The sequence below is a fragment of the Bacillus sp. 007/AIA-02/001 genome, from assembly GCF_004634455.1.
Classification (GTDB): domain Bacteria; phylum Bacillota; class Bacilli; order Bacillales; family Bacillaceae_G; genus Bacillus_A; species Bacillus_A cereus.
Genome location: NZ_SEIY01000007.1, coordinates 117,082 through 142,244 on the forward strand (window position 1 = coordinate 117,082; position 25,163 = coordinate 142,244).

Here is a 25,163-nt window from a genome sequence, read left to right on the forward strand (position 1 = left end):
TGGACAAACACCTTAAATGAGCTACTTACACTTTATTTGTTTGATACAATTCTCTTACTTAATTAAATCCCCAACAAATTTCGGTAATGCGAATGCTGCATTGTGTAATTCTTTTGTGTAGTATTTCGTTTCGATTTCGTGGAAACGCTCTTCACTTACTTCTAATGGATCATGTTTTTTAGATCCAATTGTGAACGTCCAAAGACCACTTGGGTAAGTTGGAATGTTTGCTGTGTATAAACGAGTAATTGGGAAGATCTCTTTTACGTCTTTAAACACAGTTGTAATTAGTTCTGGTGTAAACCAAGGGTTGTCCGTTTGTGCAACGAAAATACCATCTTCTTTTAACGCTTTTGAAATTCCAGCGTAGAAGCCTTTTGTAAATAGGTTTACTGCTGGTCCTACTGGCTCAGTAGAATCTACCATAATTACATCGTATTCATTTTCGCTTTCTGCGATATGTAGGAAACCGTCTCCTACTTTTACTTCTACACGCTCATTATCTAATGCGCCTGCAATTGATGGTAAGTATTGTTTAGAGTACTCAATTACTTTTCCATCGATTTCAACAAGAGTTGCTTTCTTTACACTTGGGTGTTTTAACACTTCACGAATAACACCACCATCACCGCCACCAACAACTAATACGTTTTCAGGGTTTGGATGTGTAAATAAAGGTACGTGTGCTACCATTTCGTGATAAACGAACTCATCTTTTTCTGTTGTCATAACCATGCCATCTAAAATAAGCATGTTTCCGAACTCTTCCGTTTCGACCATATCAAGTTTTTGGAATTCTGTTTGCTCCGTATGTAATGTGCGGTTAATACGCGCCGTAATCCCAAAATGTTTTGTTTGTTTTTCAGTGAACCATAGTTCCATCGTACAATCACGCCTTTCAATGCAAATTTATAATAGGGACATCATTAATGTCCCCTAACAAAAATAAAACAAAACATCCAAAATGTATAGTTAAAAGTACAAAAATACCGAAAATATATTTTAGTCAGAGGGTTCTAACATATGTGCGGAAAGGGTTTGCACCGCAAAAGGAAAGAAAACCCTTTCTTAAGAAAGGGCTTTTGTCTCTATTTCTACTGGTTTACGAATTGGAATTAGGATCATAATACAACCAACTAACACAACAATTCCACCTACTAAAAACGGACTTTGTGGTGAAACAGTATGACCGATAATTCCTGATAAAATTGGAGCAATCGCACCACCTAACCAACGAACAAAGTTATAAACACCTGACGTAACAGATCTTTCATAAGGTGAAATATCCATTACATAACTTGTATATAATGCATTGTTTAAGCCAGATGCCAATCCTGATAAAACGATAAGAGTAATTTGTAACCACATAATTTTCACAAAGAATAGTGCAATTAAGAAAATCGCAAATACGAGTAAACTACCCTTTAATAATGTTTTTGGTTCATATTTCCCTTCTAGCTTATGTGCTAAAATTGCAGAACCGTAAGCTAACGCGAGCCCCCATCCGCAAAATACAAAGCCTAATTGAATAGCTGATAAATGCATAATAAGTGGTGAATATGCTAACACAACGAAAAATCCGTAGTAGTATAACATTCCTGAAATCGCACCTTGCATAAACGGTTTATACTTCACCAGGTTAAGTAATTCTCCTACCCCAGCAGCCTTACGCTTCACTTTTCGCTCCGGTTCTTTTACAAAAAAGAATACTAAAATAAATGCTAAGAAAATTAAAATACTTGTCGCGAAAAACGGATAACGCCAAGAATAACCACCTAATATCCCGCCTAATAATGGTCCGCCAGCCATGCCTAAACCGATAGCTGCTTCGTATAATCCTACTGCTTCATGAACTTCTTTACTTAATGCTATTAATAGCGTCATTGCTGTAGCAAAAAACATCGCATTTCCTAATCCCCATCCAGCGCGGAAAAGAGATAATTGAGCAATCGTTTGCGATATACCGCATATAAACGCAAATACAGTCACAATCGCAAGACCGATTGTCATCATCCGTTTATCACCAAATCTCGATGCAAATATACCAGCTGGTAACATCATGATTGCCATCGTTAAAATATAAGCGGTAAATAACATTTCAACTTGCCAATGCGTTGCACCAATTTTCTCAGCAATAATTGGCAAAATTGGGTCAACTACCCCTATACCCGAAAAGGCAAGGAAGGTAGCCACCACTGTAATCAATCTCCCTAGTTTTTGTTTGCTCTCCATTTTGATTACTCTCCTTTTGTGTTCTCTAAAAATGTTACTGCACGATGTAAACTATCTTCTAGTTCTGCCTTTACACGTTGCATTTGCTCCATTTTTTCGTCTAGCGTTTCCACTTGTTTTTCAAGCATATCTTTAATTTCTTGAATCACTTCACGATCACGAGGGTTTTCGCTATTTCTTCTTTGCTCCATTCTTTCTTTTAACGATAAAAAATGCTGCATCTCTTGAAGCGTAATTCCTAACACTTCTTTCGCTTCCACAATTTTTTTAATTCTGGCGATATCCCCGTCTGTATATAGGCGAATGTTCCCCTCACTACGTTCAGGGGGATGAATTAAACCAATTTCCTCATAATAACGAAGTGTACGTTTTGTCAAACCAACTTGCTTTGTTACTTCATCAATTTTATACATGTTTATTCCTCCCTTCACTCGATTATTACATTTTACGTTAACGTTAACTTTTGTGCAACTGTTAGACTTTTGTAAATGTTTGTCATATTCAATTGTATTTTCCCTAAAGCAGTTTCATAATGAAAGAAAAGAGATAATAAGGAGAATTTCACATGAGTAAACCACTTATTTTCGCTCACCGCGGAGTAAAAGGAACACATCCCGAAAATACGATGATTGCCTTCCAAGAAGCAGAACGCATTGGCGCTCACGGAATTGAACTCGATGTCCACTTATCAAAAGATGGTGAACTTGTCGTAATTCACGATGAAACCGTCGATCGTACAACAAATGGCGTTGGACTTGTTTCGGAAAAAACGGTAGAGGAACTACAATCATTGGACGCTGGTAGCTATAAAGACCCTTCTTTCCATGAAGCAAAAATCCCAACGTTGCGTGAGGTTTTCATTTGGCTTTCCACAACGAACTTACAACTAAATATTGAATTAAAGACAGATGTTATTCATTACCCAAATATTGAGGAAAAAGCTGTTGCACTTGTGCGTGAATATCATCTTTCTAATCAAATTGTATTTTCATCATTTAACCATGACTCTGTTTCATTATTAGCAGAAATTGCTCCTGAAATCCCAAGAGCAATTTTATATGATACACCACTTTCTGATCCAATTGCCGAAGCAAAACATAGAGAAGCAAATGGATTACATCCAAACTTCCAGTTATTAACGAAAGAATTTGTGCAGTTAGCACAAGAGCAAGGGTATGTTTTCCGTCCATATACAATTAATGAATACAAAGATTTACAAACTATGATTGATTATGGTGTAGATGTCATCATTACCGATTGGCCAGCACGTGCCTTTGAGCTCCTTTCTTAATGGAAGGGGCTTTTTTATTTTCGAAATTTCATTGTTTAAAATAAACGAAAACCCTCAATACTAATACAATAACGCTTGTATTAATGAGGGGCTGAAAAAAGATGGATCAAACTATGAATCCAAAACTTAAAAAATATAAACGTCTTTTCTTCACCGCAATGTTTTCTTGCGTCCTTTTCTTCGTTTTTTCTTTTTTTATTATTATTATAGTTGCAAAAATTATGGGACCTCCTCCTGTTGCGGTCCCGCAAACAAGCGTCTTTTACGCAAATGATGACACTGTTATAGGACAAAGTAATGAAATGCAAAAACGTTACAATGTATCTCTTAATGAAATTTCACCTTATGTAAAAGAAGCGACCCTTTCTATTGAAGATCAAAGATTTTATAAACATCACGGCTTCGATATGAAACGGATTGCGGGTGCAATTGTTGCTGATTTAAAAGCGATGGCAAAAGTACAAGGAGCTAGTACAATTACACAACAATACGCGCGTAATCTGTATTTAGATCATGATAAAACGTGGAAACGTAAATTATTAGAGGCAATGTACACTGTCCGCCTTGAAGTAAACTATAATAAAAATCATATTTTAGAAGGATATTTAAACACAATTTATTACGGACATGGCGCTTATGGCATCGAAGCTGCGTCCCGTCTATATTTCGATAAAACGGCAAAAGAGTTAACATTAGCAGAAGCTAGTATGCTCGCAGGTATCCCGAAAGGGCCAAGTGTCTATTCTCCCTTTTTGAAAGAGGATCGTGCGAAAGGACGACAAGCTCTCATATTAGATGAAATGGTAGAACAAGGATATATTACGAAACAACAAGCAGCCTTAGCGAAGAAAGAGCCACTAACTTTTGCCTCATTGGATACGAAAAAAGTAGCAGAGGTCGCACCATATTTCCAAGATGCTGTACAAGCTTCGCTCCTTCGTGATGTTGGATTAGACGAACAAGCTTTACAACGGGGTGGCTTGCGAATTTATACAACGCTAGACCCTAAACTACAAGCTGTAGCAGAACAAGCTGTAAAAGATCACATACCTGATACAACAAACATACAAACTGCTCTCGTCTCTATGAATCCAACGACAGGTGAAGTGGCTGCTCTTGTTGGTGGGACTGATTATAATATGAGTCAATTTAACAGGGCTACACAAGCCGTTCGTCAGCCTGGTTCTACATTTAAGCCATTTCTATATTATGCGGCATTAGAACGAGGATTCACGCCTGCTACGCGCTTAAAAAGCGAATATACTGTATTCACCTTAGGTGACGGAGTTTCAAAGTATAAACCGAAGAACTATAAAGATTATTATGCAGATGATTTCGTAACGATGGCACAAGCTCTCGCAGTCTCTGATAACATATATGCTGTGAAAACGAATTTGTTTTTAGGAGATGACGCGCTTGCAAAAACAGCGAAACAATTTGGAATTAAAAGTGCATTAAAAGATGTGCCTTCTCTAGCTCTCGGTACGTCACCAGTAAAACCAATTGAAATGGTTAACGCTTATAGCATGTTCGCAAACGGTGGAAAAGAAGTAAAACCTACTTTCATTCGCCGCATTATGGATCATGAAGGAAATATATTATACGATGCTCATTTAGAGAGTAAACAAGTTCTCGACAAGAGCAAAGCGTTTGTAATGGAAGAAATGATGACTGGTATGTTTAATAAGAAACTAAGCAGTTATGCTGCTGTAACTGGCCAATCGATGTTATCAAAATTATCAAGAACATATGCAGGAAAATCCGGTTCTACTGAAACGGATAGTTGGATGATCGGATTTACTCCGCAAATCGTAACAGGTGTATGGGTCGGATATGATCAACCTAAATCTATTTCAAACGTAGCAGAACAAGGGTATGCGAAGAAAATATGGACTGATACGATGGAGAAGGGCTTAGATGGACAGCCTAAAAAAGAATTTAAACAACCAAGTGACGTCGTAGCGGTTAATATCAATCCAGAGAACGGTAAAATTGCTACAAAAAATTGTCCTATTTCTGTGAAAATGTATTTCGCTAAAGGTACCGAACCGACTGAATATTGTATGGATCACGTCGATGATAAAGAAGAATTTGAAAAAACGACTGAAGAAAAGAAAAAAACAAGTTGGTGGAAAAAATATCTTCCTTGGTAAAAAAATAGCTGACGGGCATCCGTCAGCTATTTTTTATTCACTTAATAATGCACGGCGCAATTCTTCACTAGATTCGTTCCAAATCGCTTCATTATGTTCTTTCAAGAACGTACCAAGTACCTTTTTAGATGATTCATCCATATGGTCAACCATAATGTGACGCTTCAATGATTTATCCATTTTATTTACGTGCTCTGGAAGTGATTTATATCCGCGGCGAATTTCACGGTCTACTGTCATTTCACAAGCTGTTACACCTGCATAATACGCACCTGTCGCAGTTCTTTCAATCGTTACCCAAACAAGCCAAAATGGTTTTCCGTTTGGAACTTCATCTTTATTTGTTAAAAACTTAATACCTTTTTCTACTGTACTACGCGCGTGCATCGCACCAATATCAACGAATGCAGTTTTCTCTAGTACATCAACAAATACAGGTGAAATGTTTTCTAAGCTTAATGCCCCAACACCAAATCCACCATGTCCATCTGTTGAATCATTTTTCACGATATTAAAACCGATTTTTTTCTTTTTCTCTGTCATATGTAAAATCCTCCTCACTTAAAAATTATAAAAGGCCAAAAATAGGCGCAATGATGCTATCTAAAAATACAAATACATGCGGAATAACTACCTGGAAAATAGGTTGAATTGTGTAATTACTAAGCGGTGTAATAACGAGAATTAATAACGCAATTGCCCCGTATTTTTCATACTGTGTCATTTTCGCGCGAATATTTGCTGGCGCTAAATCTTCCACAACTCGATACCCATCAAGTGGCGGGATCGGTAATAAGTTAAATACAAGTAAAACGATATTCAGCATAATAAAAATCTGGAAAAATTGAGCTAACGTATCTGCTACTGCAGATGGAATTGAGTATAATACACCAAATTTTACTAAGCTATACCAAATAATTAAACCAATTGCGCTTAAAATTAAGTTACTAATCGGCCCTGCAATTGAAACTAATATACCTGCAAGACGCGGTCTTTTAAAGTTATATGGGTTAACAGGAACCGGTCTTGCCCAACCGAATCCAAGAATTAATACTGCAATCAAACCTATAGGATCTAAGTGTGCCATCGGTGATAACGTTAAACGGCCTTGTCTCTTTGCTGTATCGTCTCCAAATTTATATGCTACATATGCATGTGCAAATTCATGAACTGATAATGCGATAATAATGGCCATTGCTACCAAGGGAATTTGGTGCAACGGGTATCTAAATAACTGATCCATGCTTCATCTCCTCTTCCATATGTCAAAAAAAGAAATTATTTGTTTTTTCGATTGTTCTTCCCCATAATCCGCTATAATAAGAGTGTAACTTACATAAAAGGAGCGATTGTACATGCCATACGTAACAGTGAAAATGCTAGAAGGACGCACAGAAGAACAAAAGAAAGCTCTTGCTGAAAAAGTAACAGCAGCAGTAAGCGAAACAACTGGTGCTCCTGAAGAAAACATCGTTGTTTTCATCGAAGAAATGTCTAAAAACCATTATGCAGTTGGCGGAAAACGCTTAAGTGACAAATAATTTCAAGTTTTTTCATAAGAAGCAGCCATTAGCTGCTTCTTATTTCTTTCCTTCTAACAACTCAATAATTCTCTCTTTATATTTTCCTTTTCTTCCATCTTCATAGATTAAATCATGTGGATAGAATAGCTTTTGATCCGTTCTTTTCTTACCTGTAATCGCCTCAACAATATCCGACTCACGTGAAAGCTCTCTAAGCTCTCCGTTTGGCATAAGAAGTAGGATTGGTAGACGCTCTTCTTCTTCTCCTGCACGATAAAAGTCATACGGTAAGTCTGATGTTGAATCAACTACTAAATAATACTCCGGATCAAGTCCAATCTTTTTAAATAAACTACTTAATTCCATCCAATTATCTAAACCGTGTTTATCTGTAAACTCTACATATTTAAATAGATTTCGATTCATAAAACGGCGGCATAAATCGCTTAAAATTGAATCTTCTTCTTCCTGCCATACTTGGAAGTAGTAATACATAACGTTCTCGTCTAACTTTAAATAATCCTCTACTGTTACTTCTTCTTCAAATAAAGAATAGAAATGAACAGGATGATTTTTAAATGTATAATACTTCTCGTGCAGTGATTTCGCACGGTGTAAAATCTTCGTTAAAATAACTTCTGCACTTCGCGTTACCGGGTGGAAATATACTTGCCAATACATTTGATAACGACTCATAATGTAATGCTCAACAGCATGCATACCACTATTTTTAATGACTACTTGATTCCCATACGGACGCATTACACGCAGTATACGTTCCATATCGAAGTTTCCGTACTTTACGCCTGTAAAATAAGCATCTCTTAATAAATAATCCATACGATCCGCATCAATTTGGCTCGAAATCATACTAATCGCTAATTTATTAGTAGATGTTTTTGCAATTACATCTGCTACCTTTTGTGGAAACTCCTTATCAACACGACTTAATACATCATTAATCTCCGTATCGCCTACGATAATCTTTTGCGTAAATTTCTCATGATCTAATGAAAATACTTTTTCAAACGAGTGAGAAAATGGGCCGTGACCGACATCATGAAGTAATGCCGCACATAAACATAACAATCTATCTTCAGCATTCCAATTTGGTCTGCCATCAAACACATCATCAATCATACGACGAATAATTTCGTATACACCTAACGAATGAGTAAAGCGACTATGCTCTGCACCGTGAAATGTAAAAAATGTCGTTCCAAGCTGCTTAATACGGCGCAAGCGTTGAAATTCTTTCGTTCCGATTAAATCCCAAATAACACGATCACGCACGTGCACATATTTATGTACTGGGTCTTTAAACACTTTTGTTTCGCTGAGTTTGTCGTTTAAATATACCACTTTCCGACATCCCCCTTTCTTTACTACATTCTTACTTTATATTATAAACGAAATGAGAAACAGAAAGAAATGAAAGACTGTATTAATTCCCTTTATAAAAAGAAAAAATCACCTTTACCGAAGTAAAAGTGATTTCCTTTATACATTATTTACCTAAAACGAATTCAGCAACTTCGTCTAAGATCATATCTTTCCCTAGTGGGAAGTAACCTTTGTTTAAGTCTTCATTTTTAATTGTAAATACGTGGTTATTTTTAACAGCGTTCATGTTTTTCCAAATTGATTCTTCTTGGAATTCTTTTAAGCGCTGAGAACCGTCACCAGTTGTAAATACGAATAAGTAATCTGGGTTGTAATCGATTAAAGCTTCTTTTTGTACTTGTACTAACGGTTTATCAGTTGGTGTACCTTTAACTGCTGGTAGTTTTAAATCATTAAAGATTACGCTACCGTAACCGTAATCACCATATACGCGGAAAGCATTTGGATATGCAGCCATTTTCATAAATGTTGCTTCACCAGTTTTAGCGACGATTTTGTCATGTAATTTGCTTGCTTTTTCATCATACTTTTTGAACCATTCTTTTGTTTCTTTTTCTTTACCGAAGATTTGACCTACTTCTTCGAATTTTGGACGCCATTGATCTAATGGAGTGTTTAACATAACTGTTGGTGCAATTTTAGATAATTGATCATAAATCTTTTCTTGACGATTATTTACAAGAATTAAATCTGGTTTTGCAGCAGCTACTGCTTCAATGTTAATTTTATCGCCCCAAGCAGAACCAACTGGTTTAACGTCTTTTAGTTTCTTTTCAATATGTGCATCAATTTTTTCTTGAGATGTATTAGCAGTAATAACCGGTTTCATACCGAAAATTAATAATTCTTCTGTTGAACCACTAAGGTCAGCAATTTTCTTTGGGTTTGCAGGAATTTTAATTTCCCCTTTTGCATGTTTTACAGTGCGCTCTTCAGTCTTTGCATCTGCTTTCTTTTCTTCTTCTTTGTTAGAACAAGCTGCAAATAGTACAGAAGTCACAACTAGTACCATTGCTAATAGTGCCATTTTAAAATTCTTCATGTTCCCACTCCTTCTAGCTGTATTTATCTTATAAGTTACAATGAACTATAAGAAACAAAGATAACAATTAATTAATATATATTTATTAACTGTTGTTAATAACCCATTCTAACGGGCGTTCAACTTCCCATTCATATATAAGAAGCTCAACGTCCATTAGAAGCCCCCCTCTTTACGAGGGGGTTCTACTTATGCTTTTTTACGCAATTGATTACTAATCATCGCTAAATCATATGTTAAACAAATTGGCTTACAGTTTACTGGACATGGAACGATTTGAGCTTCAATCTCAAATACGTTACGAAGTGTTTCACTTGTCATAACTTCATCTGGCGTTCCTTGTTTCATTAACTTACCTGCTTTTAATGCAATCATATGATCAGAGAAACGAGAAGCGTGGTTTAAGTCATGGATAACCATAACAATCGTTCTACCTTCTTCTTCATTTAACTTTTTCAATAAGTTTAATACTTCTAATTGATGAGCCATATCTAAGTACGTTGTTGGTTCATCCAATACAAGTAATTCTGTTCCTTGTGCAAGAGCCATTGCGATCCAAACACGTTGACGTTGGCCACCTGATAGCGCTTCTGCTGGACGATTCGCAAATTCTTTCATTCCTGTCACTTCAAGTGCCCAGTTAATGTAGCGATAATCCTCTTCTTTCAACGTGCCAAACCCTTTTTGATGAGGGAATCTTCCATATGACACAAGCTCAAATACAGTAAGACCCGTTGGCACTTCTGCAGTTTGTGGTAAAATCGCCATTTTCTTTGCAATTTCTTTCGTTGGCTGTTTCTCAATTGCTTTTCCGTCGAGATAAACAGTACCTTGCTTTGCCTTCAAAATACGAGACGCCGTTTTTAATAATGTGGACTTCCCACAACCATTTGGTCCAATAATTGTTGTAATTTTCCCTTCCGGAATTTCAACTGTTAACCCGTCAATAATTAAACCTTCATTATAGCCAACAGATACCGCATCCACCGCTAAAGTTGCCATACGAAAAGCCTCCCTTTATTTTGTCCTCATAAGTAAATAAATGAAATATGGTGCACCAATTACAGAAATAACAAGACCGACTGGTATTTCTGAAGTTGTTAATACACTTCTTGAAATTACGTCTGCGAATAAAAGTAAAAACGTTCCTATTAGCGCAGCGGTGGGCAACATAATTTGATGTTTACCACCAACAAGGCGCCTTGCTAAATGCGGGGCCATTAAACCGATAAAGCCAATTCCGCCCGCAACAGCAACAGATGCACCTGCTAAACAAACTGCAATAAATAATAATTTACGTCTTTCTTTTTCTACGTTTACACCAAGGCCAACTGCTGTAGAATCGCCTAGGTTCATTACATTTAATATGTGTGCTTTACTTATAGCAAGCGGTAAGAAAATAACCATCCATGGAAGTACACTTAATACGAATTTCCAATCTGTGCCCCATAGACTTCCCGCCAGCCAAATCGTAGCAAAACGAAAATCGTTAGATGTCATCTTCATAGAGAAAATTAAACTAACAGCTCCAAATCCAGCTGCAACGGCAATACCGACAAGTATTAATCGAGTCGATGAAACGCCGTCTTTCCATGCTAGTAAATAAATAATTACCGCTGCTAATATCGCTCCAACTAGTGCGAAGAATGGAAGAATGAATACAGATAAAAATGTACCAGTCCCTACTTTCCCGAAGAAGAAGTAGACGAATATAACAACTGTTAATCCCGCTCCAGCATTAATGCCTATAATACCTGGATCAGCAAGCGGATTTCGTGATAAACCTTGCAAAATCGCACCTGACATAGCTAAAGCAGATCCGACTAGTATAGCAATTACCATACGCGGCATACGGAATTCAAATAAAATAACAGACTGATCTTCAGCCCCTAGTCCAACCAATGACTTTAATACGTCCATTGGCGGGATTTTAAAAGTTCCTGTATTTAAACTAATAAGAAATATAGAAACGATTAGTCCTACTAAAATCGTTAATATAGAAATGTTCTTTTTTGTTAAGACACTCGTCCTCACATCTTTCCTCTCCCTTCATTACGTGCTAAGTAGAGGAAGAATGGAACCCCAATTAGCGCTGTAATTGCTCCAATTGGCGTTTCAAATGGCGGGTTAATAACGCGAGATAACATATCTGCACATTCAATTAACAGCCCGCCTAAGACCGCAGAACATGGAATAACCCATCTATAGTCCGAGCCTACAAGAAAACGAGTCATATGTGGAATTACAAGACCAACAAATCCAACTGATCCTGCCATGGAAACTGCGGAACCCGTTAAAACAAGAACAAGTACTGTTCCGATAAATTTAATTAATGTCGTATTTTGACCAAGTCCAATTGCAATTTCTTCACCGAAGCTCAAAATTGTAATATATCTCGACATCATAATTGCGATAAAAAGACAAACAAGGCCAATTGGCACTAACATATTAATACTTTGCCATTTCACTCCAGCAACTCCGCCTGCATTCCACATGCTTACCTCTTGGGCAAGATTGAAATACAATGCGATTCCAGATGAAATCGCCCCTAATAAAGCACTAATAGCTGCACCTGCTAAAGCTAATTTCACAGGTGTTAATCCACCTGGTGAAGAAGACCCAATTCCATATACAATGCTTGCACCAAACGCAGCTCCAATAAAAGATGCGATAACAAACATTAAATAAGGTGAATTAGGAAAAAATGCATACATAATTGCAATTCCAAATACAGCCCCATCTGTAATCCCCATTAACGATGGCGAAGCAAGTGGATTTCGCGTCATACCTTGCATAATTGCTCCTGATACCGCTAAAAAGGCACCTGCAACTACGCCCCCTATTGCTCTAGGCATGCGAAGCTCTTGAATTACATTATGATGTGTAATAGATCCATCAAACTGAAATACAGCTTGCCATACAGTCTTTAAACTAATATCTGCAGCCCCAAAAGAAATAGAAACTGCCATGCTTAAAGCTAACAAAACTGTACCCGCTACTAAAATAATAGAAGCGATAAGCGGTCTGCTCTTAATCTCTTTAACATTCTCTTCTTGCTGTTCTATACTGCTTGCGCTCGCTTCCATCCCTCAACCATCCTAACTAACAACATATATTTATTGAAATGAAATTTATTCTCAAATAGTAATAAAAAAATTAGGTGAATTGTTATTTTCCTGATAATGATTCTCAGAATCAGACACTTCTATTCTACCTATCGCTTTAAAAGACTGTCAACCATTATTTTGAAATATAAATTTATACAAATTGGAATTTTAATACAAAAGTTGTGTCTATCCTTTAGAAAACGTTCGTCCATACAAGAGTACTTTCGCAGAATAAATTATTCCTCTTATGGGCATAAAAAAGAAGAGTAATCTTTTCACTCTTCTTTTTCTTACTTATTTAACTTTGCTTCAATTTTTGCGATTAACTCATCTTCTGTTGGAGCCGCAACTGGACGGTTATTTACAAATGCGAATGATTTTTTACGACCAGGACCACAGTAAGACTGACATCCAACTTCAATCGTTGCACATGAATCTACTTTTTTTAACTTCGGAACTAACGTTTTAACGTTCGTTGCCTGACAGTCATCGCACACGCGAAACTCGTTTCCCATTATATAACACTTCCTCTATTTTAAACTTTTCTCAAGTACGTTTAAAAATAAACACTAAATGGTATTTTACCGCTCTTTGAAGCTCGTTGCAAGTTTCCCTACAAAGCCTATTCTCTACATAATGCTACATATTTTATATGCTCTCCTACAGAAGCGCTCACCATTCATGGGAAAATTTTTACCTTTCATCGAAATCTACCATATTTTTAAAAGCTTTGTATAAAAGTTTATTTTTTTGCCCATTATAAAAATAGGAAGTTCATAAAAAGAAAGGGAGTTGAATCTATGAAAGTAAGACAAGATGCTTGGACAGATGAGGATGATTTATTACTTGCTGAAACGGTACTTCGTCATGTTAGAGAAGGAAGTACGCAATTAAATGCATTTGAGGAAGTAGGGGATCAGTTAAATCGTACATCTGCTGCTTGTGGTTTCCGCTGGAATGCTGTTGTTCGCTATAGCTATGAACAAGCTCTTCAACTAGCAAAAAAACATCGTAAAGATAAAATGCGTGCTGCAAGCGGTGAACAAGCGAAAAAACGTTTACTTTATACACCACCAGCTTCAGATTCGATAACTGATTATGAAGAATTAGTACAAGAAGAATCAATCGTACAATATAAAGAAGCTATTCCATATCAAGAATCTACTGCTCCTGCTGCAAGAAGCTCTATGACAATGCAAGATGTTATTTATTTTTTACAAACAGTCGGATCTTCAAATATAAAAGTGACAGCTCTTGAAAACGAGAATACGAGATTGAAACAAGAAATTAAAGCACAAATCCTTCGGAATGAGGAACTAGAAAAGAAACTAGAAAAATTAGAAAAGCAATCTCATACTGTACAAGAAGATTACGAAACACTTATGAACATTATGAACCGAGCTCGTAAATTGGCAGTCATGGATGACGAAGAGCGTTCTCAAACATCTTTCCGAATGGACCGAAACGGTAATTTAGAAAAAATTGCAGAATAAAAAGGATGCATGTAATGCATCCTTTTTATTATTTCACCTCTAAGCTCCCCCTTTATATGTGAGAAAACTCCATTCTTCATTTTTTGCTATAATAGAGATTGTCATTTTAAAGATAAGGGGTTAGTTATATGAGCAATTCCCGTTCCATTTTATCTCAGCCAGAGTGGCGCATTGTAGATCAATCTAGTTTGGGACCAACATTCCATGCACTTCAGTCATTCGCAATGGATGACACATTATGCACAAGCATTGGAAATGGCAAGTCAGCCGCAACAATGCGTTCTTGGGTTCATCACAATACAATTGTCCTTGGCATTCAAGATTCACGCCTTCCGCATTTAGAAGAAGGTATTTCTTTTTTAAAACAAAACAACTTCAATGTTATTGTCCGTAATTCTGGCGGGCTTGCGGTCGTGCTTGATGAAGGTGTTTTAAACGTATCACTTTTATTCCAAGAAACAGAAAAAGGTATCGATATTGACCTTGGATACGATACAATGTGGCATTTGATTAAGGAGATGTTAAAGGATTACGACGTTACTATCGAGGCAAAAGAAATTGTCGGCTCTTACTGTCCTGGTAGTTATGACTTAAGTATTCGCGATCAAAAATTCGCTGGTATTTCACAACGTCGTATTCGCGGAGGTGTCGCTGTCCAAATCTATCTCTGCGCTACCGGAAGTGGCTCTGAGCGTGCCGCACTCGTTCGTGATTTCTACAACCTAGCAATTCAAGGGGAAGAAACACGCTTTACGTACCCTGAAATTGTACCAAGTACGATGGCCTCACTCTCAGAATTACTTGGTGAAACCATTACAGTACAAGATTTAATGATGCGTCTTTTAAAAACATTGCAGCAATTCGCTCCAAAGTTAACACCATCTCAATTAACAATAGATGAGATTCCTTTATATGAGACGAATTTACAACGTATTATTGATCGTAATAATAAAGCACTTGGTTTACAAAAATAAAGACCGTCGCTATAATAGCGACGGTCTTTATTTCAATTCATTATAGAATTAAAGTGCTTGAGCTGCTGTAATTAAAGCTAACTTGTACACTTCTTCTTCGTTACATCCACGAGATAGGTCATTTACAGGCATGTTTAAGCCTTGTAAGATTGGTCCTACTGCTTCGAAGTTACCTAAACGTTGAGCGATTTTGTAGCCGATATTACCAGCTTCTAAGCTTGGGAATACGAATACGTTAGCATCACCTTTAATTGTAGAACCTGGAGCTTTTTTCTCAGCTACAGATGGTACGAATGCAGCATCGAATTGGAATTCTCCATCTAAAGTTAACTCAGGAGCCATTTCTTTTGCAATGCGAGTTGCTTCTACAACTTTTTCTGTTTCTGGAGATTTCGCAGAACCTTTTGTAGAGAAGCTTAACATAGCAACGCGTGGATCAATGCCGAATAACTCAGCAGTTTTCGCACTTTCGATACCGATTTCAGCTAAATCTTGGCTGTTTGGTGCAATGTTAATTGCGCAATCAGCGAATACATATTTCTCTTCTTCACGTACCATGATGAATACGCCAGAAGTTTTTGTAACGCCTGGTTTTGTTTTAATAATTTGAAGTGCTGGACGAACTGTATCAGCTGTAGAGTGAGCTGCACCACTTACTAGACCGTGTGCTTTGCCCATGTATACAAGCATTGTACCGAAGTAGTTTTCGTCTTTAAGGATTTTGCGAGCGTCTTCTTCAGTTGCTTTACCTTTACGGCGTTCAACGAAAGATGCTACCATTGCATCCATTTCTTCGTATGTAGCTGGGTCGTAAATATCAACGCCTGCTAATGTTAAATTCATGCTAGCAGCTTTTGCGCTAATTTCTTCTCTATTACCAACTAAGATTGGTTTTACTAACTCTTCTTTTGCTAAACGCTCTGCAGCGCCTAAAATTCTTTCATCAGTTCCTTCAGGAAGTACGATAGAAATGCCTTTTCCTTGAACTTTTTCTTTTACTGTTGTAAATAAGTTGCTCACGAATAAACCCTCCTACATATGTTAAAAAAACTCTATCTTTAAGAATACTGCTTTTCTTCTATATTTTAAACTTATAGCTCCCAAAAAATAGATAAAATAAAAATGATTATATTTTCATAAAATTCAGCCGTTAAATTCACCTTGCTTAAACACTTAAATGTGACAATTTTATGCGCCAAGGTTTTATATAGATGATTTTAAAACTATATATGCTATAGTTAACGTGTAAAACTATCATTAACTGAGGTGAATAGAATGAGTGAAGCAACAACAACGTTAGATGGCTGGTATTGTTTACATGATTTACGTTCTATTGATTGGGCTGCATGGAAAACATTATCTAGCGACGAACGCGGACAAGCAGTGTCTGAATTTTTAAATGTCGTTGAAAAATGGAACGAAGTAGCTACTGCGAAAAAAGGTAGTCACGCAATGTATACAGTTGTTGGCCAAAAAGCTGATATTATGCTTATGATTTTACGTCCAACAATGGAAGAGTTAAATGAAATTGAGACAGAATTGAATAAAACAACTTTAGCTGAATATATGGTTCCTGCATATTCTTACGTATCTGTTGTTGAATTAAGCAACTATCTTCCAGCTGATGAGGATCCATACCAAAACCCGCAAATTTTAGCTCGCTTATATCCTGAATTGCCGAAAGCAAATCATATTTGCTTCTATCCAATGGATAAGCGTCGCCAAGGTGATGACAACTGGTACATGCTTCCTATGGAAGAGCGTAAAAAAATGATGTACAGTCATAGTAAAATTGGCCGTCAATACGCAGGTAAAGTACGCCAAGTGATTTCAGGATCTGTTGGATTCGACGATTTCGAATGGGGCGTAACATTATTCGCTGACGATGTTCTTCAATTTAAAAAACTTATATATGAAATGCGCTTCGATGAAGTAAGTGCTCGTTATGGTGAATTTGGAACATTCTTCGTTGGAAACATTTTACCAGACGAAAAAGTAGAGAAATTTTTACACATATAAATGGTGAAAAGGAACGAAATTCGTTCCTTTTTTTATTCTTCTCTATATTTATCCTCAAAAATCCCCTTTTTTCTGCACTTTTGAAGAAAAACCGACATTTTTTCAAATTTATTGTAAAATTGTAACCTTTTTATATGTAAAGATATGCTAAAATGATACGAGCTATATGCTAAATAACGATGCGAAGGTGATAATCTATATGAAAAAAATTTTGTCTATTTTACTATTGCTTGTATTGTCAATTTCTTCCTTAGGAGTAACAACATCCCATGCGGAAGAAAAAATACATATTGAGGCAGCCGCTGCACTTTTATTTGATGCAGATACAGGAAAAATACTTCACGAGCAAAATCCCGATGAATTGCTAGCTATTGCTAGTATGTCGAAATTAATTGTTGTTTACGCTGTTTTAGAAGCAATTAAAGAAGGAAAAATCACATGGGATACGAAAGTAAATATTTCTGATTACGCTTATGAAGTCTCTCGTAATAATGAATTCTCTAATGTACCGTTCGAAAAAGGACGTCAATATACTGTAAAAGAATTATATCATTCTATTGTTATATTCTCTGCAAATGGATCTAGTATCGCTTTAGCAGAACTTCTTGCAGGAAGTGAGAAAAACTTCTTAAATCTTGCAAATGAACATGCTAAAAAGCTAGGATTAAAGAAATATAAATTTGTAAACGCTACGGGCTTAAATAACGCTGACTTAAAAGGAAAACATCCTGAGGGTACTGATCCAAATGCAGAAAACTCTATGTCAGCTCGTGATATGGGTATGCTTTCAAAAGCAATGATTACAAAGTATCCAGAAATGCTAGAGGATACAAAACAAAGATTTAGAAACTTCCCAGACAATCACCCAAAACCAATTCGTATGGAAAACTGGAATTGGATGTTACCAGGAGCTGCTTTCGCTTATGAAGGTACTGATGGTTTAAAAACTGGAAGTTCTGATACAGCTGGATACGGATTTACTATTACTGCTAAACGTGGTGATGTACGTCTTATCTCGGTTATTATTAAAACAAAATCAATGGATGAACGTTTCACAGAATCTCGTGAATTAATCGAATATGGATTTAATAACTTTGAAAAACAAAAACTAAAAGTTAATAAGAACAATACAATCTCTGTAGTAAAAGGGAAAGAAGACCAAGTAACTGTTGCACCCGAAAAAGAAATAACAGTAATTGCGAAAAAAGGTAGCAAAGAACCTTATAAAATTGGGACTGAATTAGATAAATCTCTTGCTGAAGATGGACATTTAGTTGCTCCTATTAAGAAAGATGCCAAAGTAGGCTCAATTACTTTAGAATCAACTGATAAATATGGTTTCTTAGACGGTAGTAAAAGTATGAAAGTTACTGCAAAAACGACAGAGGAAGTTGAAAAAGCAAATTGGTTTGTGTTAACAATGCGCTCTATTGGTGATTTCTTCTCAAACTTATGGTCTAAAGTTTTTTAATAAAAAAGCTGGCTCACGCTAGCTTTTTTTATTTTCCGCTCTCAATGTAAAACTTCGTTTGGTTGTCATATCTGAGCCCTTTTCCTCATACGTATGAACTAGTAATTGTTACACACTTCATCTAGAGATAAACCTCTTTCCAAAAGGTATTCCAAAAAGAGAGGTGACACATAATGGGAGTTATTGCTTATAACGAAGAAGATGTAAAGTTGTTAGCTAGACTGATGCGTGCTGAAGCCGAAGGAGAAGGACAACAAGGAATGTTAATGGTCGGAAACGTTGGGGTAAATCGTGTCCGCGGAAATTGTTTAGACTTTAAAAGCATTCGTAATTTACGTCAAATGGTTTATCAAAACCCCGGCGGTTTTGAAGCAACGCAAAAAGGATACTTTTATCAACGGGCACGTGAACAAGATATTGCCCTAGCAAGACGGACCATTCAAGGGCAACGTTTTTGGCCTGCCAACTTTGCCTTATGGTTCTTTAGACCTGAAGGGGCATGTCCACCGACTTGGTATAACCAACAAAACTCTGGTCGCTTTAAAAAGCACTGCTTCTTCCAGCCATCTGCTGGAGACTGCCCTAGCGTATATTAAGGAATAAAAATGAGGAGGGATTTTTGAATGGCACAGCAACAAAATCCGTACTATGGAACAGGTTTTTATCAACCATCTGGAACTTATGTACAACCGCAACAAATGACTCAACAACAGCAGCAAGCGATGCAACAACAAACAGCTCAAGCTGCGCAAGCTCAATATGCAATTTCTCAAGGCATGTTACCTCTAGAGCAATCCTATATTGAAAATATCCTTCGTTTAAACAAAGGTAAGCAAGCTACGGTTGTAATGACTTATGAACGTGGCAGTTCCCTTGGTACACAATCTTATACAGGTATTATTGAAGCAGCTGGCCGTGACCATATTGTTATTAGTGAACCGCAATCAGGAAAACGCTATTTACTACTAATGATCTACTTAGATTACGTAGAGTTTCCAGAAGAAATTACGTATTTACCTAGTCAACAAGCAACTTATACTCCAAGACCATAAAAAAAGCTGGCAAATGCCAGCTTTTGTTTTTTTATAATCCTTTTACAACTGCAGTCCCTACTAGAATCCACGCCACAATAAACGCTACACCACCAAGAGGTGTAATTGGACCAAAGAACTTAATGCCTGTCGTACTTAATGCATACAAACTACCTGAGAACATAATAATTCCAGCTACCATTAGCCAACCAGCAGTAGTTAAAAGTGATGATTGAACCTTATCCATCAATAAAGCAACTACGAATAGTCCACCTGCATGAAACATTTGATATGTAACGCCTGTTTTCCAAACTTCTAACATTTTTGCAGAAATTTTATTTTCTAAACCGTGTGCTCCAAAGGCCCCTAACGCAACAGATAGCCCCGCTGCAATACAACCTAGTAAAAAGAAAATTTTCATCTTAATTCCCCTTTTTTACCTTTATCATAAGCAATTTTTGCATATAAGCCAAACGATTTATCTTCTAAAAATCAAATAAAGAATTACCGTTTGCATCACTTTCTTTTATATATACTGGCTCCCCAGAAACAGGTGCAATTGGTTGCATAGTTGTTACTGGTTGTGATCCAATTACTTGCGATTGAATTTTCGGTTCTCTATATGTAGATGTTTCAACTTGTTCATCTAATAATAAGTCACATAAAGCACGCACAACTAATAAATGTTCTTTTGACTTTTGTCCTTCACTACTTTTTGCCTTCGCAATTTCATTCGCCATTTTATTTAAAATCTTGTCGCTAGATATTTGCATTCCTTATCACCTCGTACTTTGTAATTCTTTCTCGAATTGTCCCAATTTTTCTACTGAACCAAATACTATTATCATATCACGTTCTTTCAATTTTTCCTGCCCTGCCGGATTATGTATAATATTCCCATTTCTTGAAATCGCTAATATTGTTACATCAAACTGATTCCTTACATTACTCTCTAGTAACGATTTACCAACTAATATTGAATCTTTTCCAACTAGAATTTCTTCAATGACAAATGACTGTTCTACTCCATACAACACTGTATCAATATAATGAACGGTTAATGGATTTGCAATACCTTTTGCGATATGAATACCCGCCATACTAGATGGATTAATAACCTTATTTGCACCAGCACGCCTTAATTTCTCTTCAGTTTCTGGCTTTTCAGATCTCGCCACAATTTTAATCGTATCGTTTAACCCTCTTGCTGTTAATGTAATAAATACATTTTCAGCATCATTTGCAACAATAGCAACTAAACCAGCTGCTTTTAAAATTCCGGCATTATGTAATACTTGATCTTCCGTTGCATCTCCATGTACAAATAAAAGCTTTTCCTGCTCCAATATACTTTCATCTTTATCAACAACGACAAATGGAATATTCTTTTCTTGCAATTCATGTACAACTTGAAGCCCCACTCTACCGCAACCACATACTATAATATGATTTTTCAACTGCGCTATTTGTTTATCCATCTTCTTCCTCCGTACTGCATGAAATAAATTCCCTTCAATAATCATAGCTGCCACTACCCCAATTGCATACGTAACAATACCTACGCCAACAGGAATAATAAGAAGCGCAAATACTTTCCCCGTTTGCGTTACAGGAACGGCATCTCCGTATCCAACAGTCAATACAGTAATCATTGTCATCCAAAATGCTTGAAACAAACTAATCTCTTCAATCGTCATAAATCCTATCGTTCCTAGAATTACAACAAAAGTCATACATATAACTGCTATCCATAATTGCTTACGTGCATTCATACTGTGTTTCAACTCTTTTCTCTATCTACAATCTTTGCCAGTGGAAATAAAATACGTATATACTAGATACGGAATCTATGAAAGAGGTTGATATAATGAAGACATTTCTTTCCGCCTTACAATGGGCACTATTTATTTTAGCTGGAAGCCTTATTGTACCAATTAGTGTCGCAACTAGTTATGGTCTTAATGGCGCTGAAGCCATCGCATTTGTACAAAGAACATTATTTGTTCTAGGTTTTGCTGGTCTCTTGCAAGCTATATTTGGGCATAAACTTCCTATTCAAGAAGGTCCTGCTGGCCTTTGGTGGGGAATTTTCTCCCTTTACGCAAGTTTAGGCGTCGTACTATTTGGATCAAATAATGAGACACTTAAAGTTCTTCAATATGCTTTCTTATTAAGTGGTATTATTTGTATTATTCTTAGCGTTTTTGGACTTATTGATAAACTCGTTCGCTATTTTACACCGACAGTCATTGGAACGTATTTATTTCTTCTTGTCGCGCAGCTTAGTGGCTCCTTCTTAAAGGGAATGTTTGGCCTTGATGGAAAACATACAGAAGTACAACCTAACGTATTTATTCTTTCACTCATTGTTATTTTACTATCCTTTTTCATCATGAAGCTACCTATTATTGGACAATATTCCGTTCTTTTCAGTATCGTATGCGGCTGGATATTATTCGCATGCTTCGGATTATCTAATCCAATAACACCAGTGACAGACATAATCCGTTTTCCATCCTTATTTGTTTTCGGAATGCCTCGTGTTGAATGGAACATGGTAATTACGGTCATTTTCGTTACGCTCTTACTTCTAACAAATATGTTAGCAAGTATTCGCGTTGTACAAAAGGTTGTCTCTAAATATGAAGAAAACGCTGCATCAGATCGTTTTAAACAAGCTGGCATTATAACAGGAATCAACCAATTGCTAGGCGGCCTATTTTCAGCTATTGGGCCTGTCGCTATTTCTGGATCAGCAGGTTTTATTGCAACGACTAATATTTATAAACGTCTCCCGTTTATATTAGGGTCAAGCTTTATTATTGTCGTTAGTATATTTCCAAAGATTACTTCATTCTTTGCAGCAATCCCTGTTGCAGTTGGTTATGCCGCTATTTATCCTGTATTCGCAAGCATGATTGGCCTCGCCTTTCGAGAATACGAAACTGTCCAGGATAAAGAACGATTATTTAAAGTAGCCGGTCTTTCAATCTTTACGGGAGTCGGAGTTATGTTTGTTCCAGCAGGAGCATATTCCACACTTCCACCATTTCTAGCATCGTTTTTAAGTAATGGTCTCGTTCTTGGATCTGTAATGGCAATCTTGCTAGAAATACTATTTTCTCGTTCCACAGCAAAACAAATATCTTAAATTGGAAAACTTCCATTATTGCACTCTACCTTTAGAGTTGTTACGATAAAATCAAACTTTAATCATTGGGGTTTTATTCATCCCCAATGATTATTAACCAATATTATGAGCAACACACTCATAATAATTTATCTACTTCTTTTCAAAGAGGTTTGATGTCTTACTATTATTCCTCAATCTCTTCATGAACATGTATTTTGATTTCAATTAAAGAAAGGAATTTTCTATATGACTTATAAAATGATTGTTTTAGATTTAGATGATACTTTATTACGTGATGACCATACTATTTCACCTCGTACGAAAGAAGCGTTAATGACTGCACAAGAGCAAGGCGTAAAGGTTGTACTTGCTTCTGGACGTCCAACGTTCGGTATGCGCAATGTAGCGAAAGAACTTCGTTTAGAAGAATACGGCAGTTTCATTTTATCTTTTAATGGTGCAAAAATTATTAACTGTAAAACAAACGAAGAAATCTTTAGTAGTACACTATCTCCTGAAATCGTTCACAACCTATTTGAAATTAGTCAAACTGAAGATGTATGGATTCATACTTATATGGGCGATGATATCGTAACGGAAGAAAATAATCCTTATACTGAAATTGAGGGCGATATTACTGGTATGCCAATTGTTGTAGTAGATGACTTTAAAGCTGCAGTTAAAGAGCCCGTAGTAAAAGTATTAATGAATAAAGAAGCTGAACGCCTTGTTGAAGTTGAAAAGAAACTACAAAAACAGCTAGAAGGCCAATTAAGCGTGATGCGTTCGAAACCATTCTTCTTAGAATTTACTGAAGCTGGTGTTACAAAAGGAACGAGCTTAAACAAACTGATCCAAAAGCTTGGCATTAAGCGTGAAGAAGTTATCGCAATGGGCGATAGCTATAACGACCAAGCGATGATTGAATTTGCTGGTCTTGGCGTTGCAATGGGCAATGCACCTGATGATATTAAAGAAATTGCAAACTACGTAACAGATACAAACATGAACGATGGTGTTGCAAAAGTTGTAGAGAAATTCGTTTTAAAAACGGATGTACTTGTTTAATATTTTCATTCACAAAACCTATTTGAAGTCAAATACTTCAAATAGGTTTTTATTTAAATTCTCATGCTTTTGTGACTATATTTTGAACTTTGCACTATTCTCGTAGTGTAAACTTTCTTTTTGTATATAATGAAACAAAATAGACTATTTTATTTTGAAAAAGAATACAAATTTACTATATACAAGCATACGTTAAAGGAGGCTACTTTATGTTATCTACACCAATCGGACGATTAAGAGCAATTGGACTAGTTGAGGGTATTTCTTTCCTATTACTATTATTTGTAGCAATGCCATTGAAATATTTCGCAGGATTTGCAACAGCTGTTAAAATTACAGGCATGGCTCATGGTGTTCTATTTATTCTATTCATCTTTGCAGTAATTCAAGTAACAATCGTACACCGTAAATCAATTTTATGGGCACTTGGAGCATTTGTTTCATCAGTTATCCCATTTGGCACTTTTGTACTAGATGCAAAATTAAAGAACGAGCAACAATAATAATAAAAAGGTAGTTAACGACTGTTAACTACCTTTTCTATTTATAAATTTGGAATTTCCCAATCAATTTCTCTTTCGCCCATATTAGCTAAAATCGTATTTACTTTAGAATATGGCTTACTACCAAAGAAACCACGTCTTGCCGATAATGGGCTTGGATGTACAGATTCGATAATATGATGATTCGGATTCGTAATTAACTTCTTCTTCGCCTGCGCATGGCGCCCCCACAATATGAAAATAACTGGCTTTTCACGTTCATTCAACAGTTCAATTACACGATCTGTAAAGTGCTCCCATCCTTTTCCCTTATGAGAATTTGCTTCGCCTTGCCGAACTGTTAATACGGTATTTAGTAATAATACTCCTTGTTCCGCCCATTTTACTAAATAACCGTTATTCGGGATTTCATAACCATATTCATCTCGAAGTTCTTTATACATATTTAACAATGACGGTGGTGTTTTAACACCAGGTTGCACAGAAAAGCTTAAACCATGCGCTTGATTCGGTCCATGATATGGATCTTGTCCTAAAATAACAACCTTTGTATTTTCATAACTTGTATACTGAAGAGCGTTAAAAATATCTTCTACCTTCGGATAAACAACATGCGTGCTGTATTCTTCTGTCAAAAAACTGGATAGAGTAAGATAATACTCTTTCTCGAATTCTGGTGCCAATAGTGGCTCCCAATCATTCTTTAAAACATTTTCCAT

28 protein-coding genes are annotated in these 25,163 nt (G+C 36.4%); 12 read left to right on the plus strand and 16 right to left on the minus strand.

The annotated features are described in order from the left end of the window. Nucleotides 1–54: 54 nt before the first annotated feature. The 3 genes from speE to ES895_RS16220 form a co-directional block, all read right to left on the minus strand. On the minus strand, nt 55–882 hold the full coding sequence (speE, locus tag ES895_RS16210; protein WP_000424696.1) for a polyamine aminopropyltransferase: 828 nt from the start codon (nt 880–882) through the stop codon (nt 55–57). 186 nt (nt 883–1,068) lie between these two features. Beyond that, the gene (locus ES895_RS16215) at nt 1,069–2,232 is read right to left on the minus strand and encodes an MFS transporter (RefSeq protein WP_000444239.1); all 1,164 of its coding nucleotides are present in this window, start codon (nt 2,230–2,232) and stop codon (nt 1,069–1,071) included. 5 nt (nt 2,233–2,237) lie between these two features. Next, entirely contained in the window at nt 2,238–2,645 is a 408-nt protein-coding gene (locus tag ES895_RS16220) for a MerR family transcriptional regulator (protein WP_000276578.1), read from the minus strand. Between the two features lie 152 nt (nt 2,646–2,797). Between ES895_RS16220 and ES895_RS16225 the strand changes: the two genes are divergently transcribed. Beyond that, nucleotides 2,798–3,523, plus strand: coding sequence for a glycerophosphodiester phosphodiesterase (locus ES895_RS16225; RefSeq protein WP_000042788.1), 726 nt, complete (start codon nt 2,798–2,800; stop codon nt 3,521–3,523). A 101-nt stretch (nt 3,524–3,624) separates the two neighbouring features. Next, nucleotides 3,625–5,676 carry a transglycosylase domain-containing protein gene (locus ES895_RS16230; RefSeq protein ID WP_000372949.1) on the plus strand — a complete coding sequence of 684 codons (2,052 nt, stop codon included), beginning with the start codon at nt 3,625–3,627 and terminating at the stop codon, nt 5,674–5,676. A 33-nt stretch (nt 5,677–5,709) separates the two neighbouring features. Here the strand turns inward: ES895_RS16230 and ES895_RS16235 are convergent, their stop codons facing one another. Continuing rightward, complete coding sequence (locus ES895_RS16235; RefSeq protein WP_000136678.1) at nt 5,710–6,219, minus strand: YwhD family protein; 510 nt, start codon at nt 6,217–6,219, stop codon at nt 5,710–5,712. Between the two features lie 25 nt (nt 6,220–6,244). Then, on the minus strand, nt 6,245–6,919 hold the full coding sequence (locus ES895_RS16240) for a site-2 protease family protein (RefSeq protein ID WP_000372455.1): 675 nt from the start codon (nt 6,917–6,919) through the stop codon (nt 6,245–6,247). 112 nt (nt 6,920–7,031) lie between these two features. Between ES895_RS16240 and ES895_RS16245 the strand changes: the two genes are divergently transcribed. Continuing rightward, entirely contained in the window at nt 7,032–7,217 is a 186-nt protein-coding gene (locus tag ES895_RS16245; protein ID WP_001147171.1) for a 2-hydroxymuconate tautomerase, read from the plus strand. Nucleotides 7,218–7,256: 39 nt separating this feature from the next. On the opposite strand, the gene ES895_RS16250 is transcribed toward ES895_RS16245, so the two are convergent. From ES895_RS16250 to ES895_RS16275, 6 genes are all read right to left on the minus strand, one after another. Then, nucleotides 7,257–8,561: an HD domain-containing protein gene (locus tag ES895_RS16250; RefSeq protein ID WP_000262731.1), complete on the minus strand. Its 1,305-nt coding sequence runs from the start codon at nt 8,559–8,561 to the stop codon at nt 7,257–7,259. A gap of 145 nt (nt 8,562–8,706) precedes the next feature. After that, on the minus strand, nt 8,707–9,645 hold the full coding sequence (locus ES895_RS16255; RefSeq protein ID WP_000787724.1) for an ABC transporter substrate-binding protein: 939 nt from the start codon (nt 9,643–9,645) through the stop codon (nt 8,707–8,709). Nucleotides 9,646–9,834: 189 nt separating this feature from the next. After that, the gene (locus ES895_RS16260) at nt 9,835–10,647 is read right to left on the minus strand and encodes an ABC transporter ATP-binding protein (RefSeq protein ID WP_000212068.1); all 813 of its coding nucleotides are present in this window, start codon (nt 10,645–10,647) and stop codon (nt 9,835–9,837) included. A gap of 15 nt (nt 10,648–10,662) precedes the next feature. Next, on the minus strand, nt 10,663–11,679 hold the full coding sequence (locus ES895_RS16265; protein ID WP_001260757.1) for a FecCD family ABC transporter permease: 1,017 nt from the start codon (nt 11,677–11,679) through the stop codon (nt 10,663–10,665). Beyond that, nucleotides 11,676–12,731 carry a FecCD family ABC transporter permease gene (locus ES895_RS16270; protein WP_000388296.1) on the minus strand — a complete coding sequence of 352 codons (1,056 nt, stop codon included), beginning with the start codon at nt 12,729–12,731 and terminating at the stop codon, nt 11,676–11,678. Before ES895_RS16270 ends, ES895_RS16265 begins: the two co-directional genes overlap by 4 nt. Nucleotides 12,732–13,042: 311 nt before the next feature. Then, complete coding sequence (locus ES895_RS16275) at nt 13,043–13,267, minus strand: YuzB family protein (protein ID WP_000526078.1); 225 nt, start codon at nt 13,265–13,267, stop codon at nt 13,043–13,045. Nucleotides 13,268–13,552: 285 nt separating this feature from the next. On the opposite strand from ES895_RS16275, the gene ES895_RS16280 reads away from it, so the two are divergent. Together ES895_RS16280 and lipL are read left to right on the plus strand one after the other, a co-directional pair. After that, a complete protein-coding gene (locus ES895_RS16280) occupies nt 13,553–14,245 on the plus strand; it encodes an RsfA family transcriptional regulator (protein WP_000868358.1) in 693 nt (230 codons plus the stop codon). A gap of 128 nt (nt 14,246–14,373) precedes the next feature. Beyond that, the gene (lipL, locus tag ES895_RS16285) at nt 14,374–15,219 is read left to right on the plus strand and encodes an octanoyl-[GcvH]:protein N-octanoyltransferase (RefSeq protein WP_097998545.1); all 846 of its coding nucleotides are present in this window, start codon (nt 14,374–14,376) and stop codon (nt 15,217–15,219) included. A gap of 48 nt (nt 15,220–15,267) precedes the next feature. Here the strand turns inward: lipL and pta are convergent, their stop codons facing one another. Then, nucleotides 15,268–16,239: a phosphate acetyltransferase gene (gene pta, locus ES895_RS16290; RefSeq protein ID WP_000067225.1), complete on the minus strand. Its 972-nt coding sequence runs from the start codon at nt 16,237–16,239 to the stop codon at nt 15,268–15,270. A gap of 255 nt (nt 16,240–16,494) precedes the next feature. Between pta and hemQ the strand changes: the two genes are divergently transcribed. From hemQ to gerQ, 4 genes are all read left to right on the plus strand, one after another. After that, nucleotides 16,495–17,238, plus strand: a complete 744-nt coding sequence (gene hemQ, locus ES895_RS16295) for a hydrogen peroxide-dependent heme synthase (protein ID WP_001287595.1) — start codon at nt 16,495–16,497, stop codon at nt 17,236–17,238. A 199-nt stretch (nt 17,239–17,437) separates the two neighbouring features. After that, nucleotides 17,438–18,709, plus strand: a complete 1,272-nt coding sequence (locus ES895_RS16300) for a serine hydrolase (RefSeq protein WP_000722867.1) — start codon at nt 17,438–17,440, stop codon at nt 18,707–18,709. 173 nt (nt 18,710–18,882) lie between these two features. Further along, a complete protein-coding gene (cwlJ, locus tag ES895_RS16305; protein WP_000538167.1) occupies nt 18,883–19,305 on the plus strand; it encodes a cell wall hydrolase CwlJ in 423 nt (140 codons plus the stop codon). A gap of 27 nt (nt 19,306–19,332) precedes the next feature. Continuing rightward, on the plus strand, nt 19,333–19,761 hold the full coding sequence (gene gerQ / locus ES895_RS16310) for a spore coat protein GerQ (protein ID WP_000068652.1): 429 nt from the start codon (nt 19,333–19,335) through the stop codon (nt 19,759–19,761). A gap of 31 nt (nt 19,762–19,792) precedes the next feature. Here gerQ and ES895_RS16315 read toward each other — a convergent pair whose 3' ends face one another. The 3 genes from ES895_RS16315 to ES895_RS16325 all read right to left on the minus strand — a co-directional run bounded on the left by ES895_RS16315 (nt 19,793) and on the right by ES895_RS16325 (nt 21,512). Beyond that, nucleotides 19,793–20,161, minus strand: coding sequence for a DUF423 domain-containing protein (locus ES895_RS16315; RefSeq protein WP_000688315.1), 369 nt, complete (start codon nt 20,159–20,161; stop codon nt 19,793–19,795). Nucleotides 20,162–20,225: 64 nt separating this feature from the next. After that, nucleotides 20,226–20,513, minus strand: coding sequence for a YwdI family protein (locus ES895_RS16320; RefSeq protein WP_001167349.1), 288 nt, complete (start codon nt 20,511–20,513; stop codon nt 20,226–20,228). Between the two features lie 6 nt (nt 20,514–20,519). Further along, nucleotides 20,520–21,512 (minus strand): potassium channel family protein, encoded by a 993-nt coding sequence (locus ES895_RS16325; protein WP_000993988.1) that lies wholly within the window; start codon nt 21,510–21,512, stop codon nt 20,520–20,522. Nucleotides 21,513–21,607: 95 nt separating this feature from the next. Between ES895_RS16325 and ES895_RS16330 the strand changes: the two genes are divergently transcribed. The 3 genes from ES895_RS16330 (at nt 21,608) to ES895_RS16340 (ending at nt 24,444) form a co-directional block, all read left to right on the plus strand. Then, nucleotides 21,608–22,891: a purine/pyrimidine permease gene (locus ES895_RS16330; RefSeq protein ID WP_000847044.1), complete on the plus strand. Its 1,284-nt coding sequence runs from the start codon at nt 21,608–21,610 to the stop codon at nt 22,889–22,891. 228 nt (nt 22,892–23,119) lie between these two features. After that, a complete protein-coding gene (locus tag ES895_RS16335; RefSeq protein ID WP_000221395.1) occupies nt 23,120–23,941 on the plus strand; it encodes a Cof-type HAD-IIB family hydrolase in 822 nt (273 codons plus the stop codon). Nucleotides 23,942–24,150: 209 nt separating this feature from the next. Further along, the gene (locus tag ES895_RS16340; protein WP_000953396.1) at nt 24,151–24,444 is read left to right on the plus strand and encodes a DUF3817 domain-containing protein; all 294 of its coding nucleotides are present in this window, start codon (nt 24,151–24,153) and stop codon (nt 24,442–24,444) included. A gap of 41 nt (nt 24,445–24,485) precedes the next feature. Here ES895_RS16340 and ES895_RS16345 read toward each other — a convergent pair whose 3' ends face one another. After that, complete coding sequence (locus tag ES895_RS16345; RefSeq protein WP_000432520.1) at nt 24,486–25,163, minus strand: uracil-DNA glycosylase; 678 nt, start codon at nt 25,161–25,163, stop codon at nt 24,486–24,488.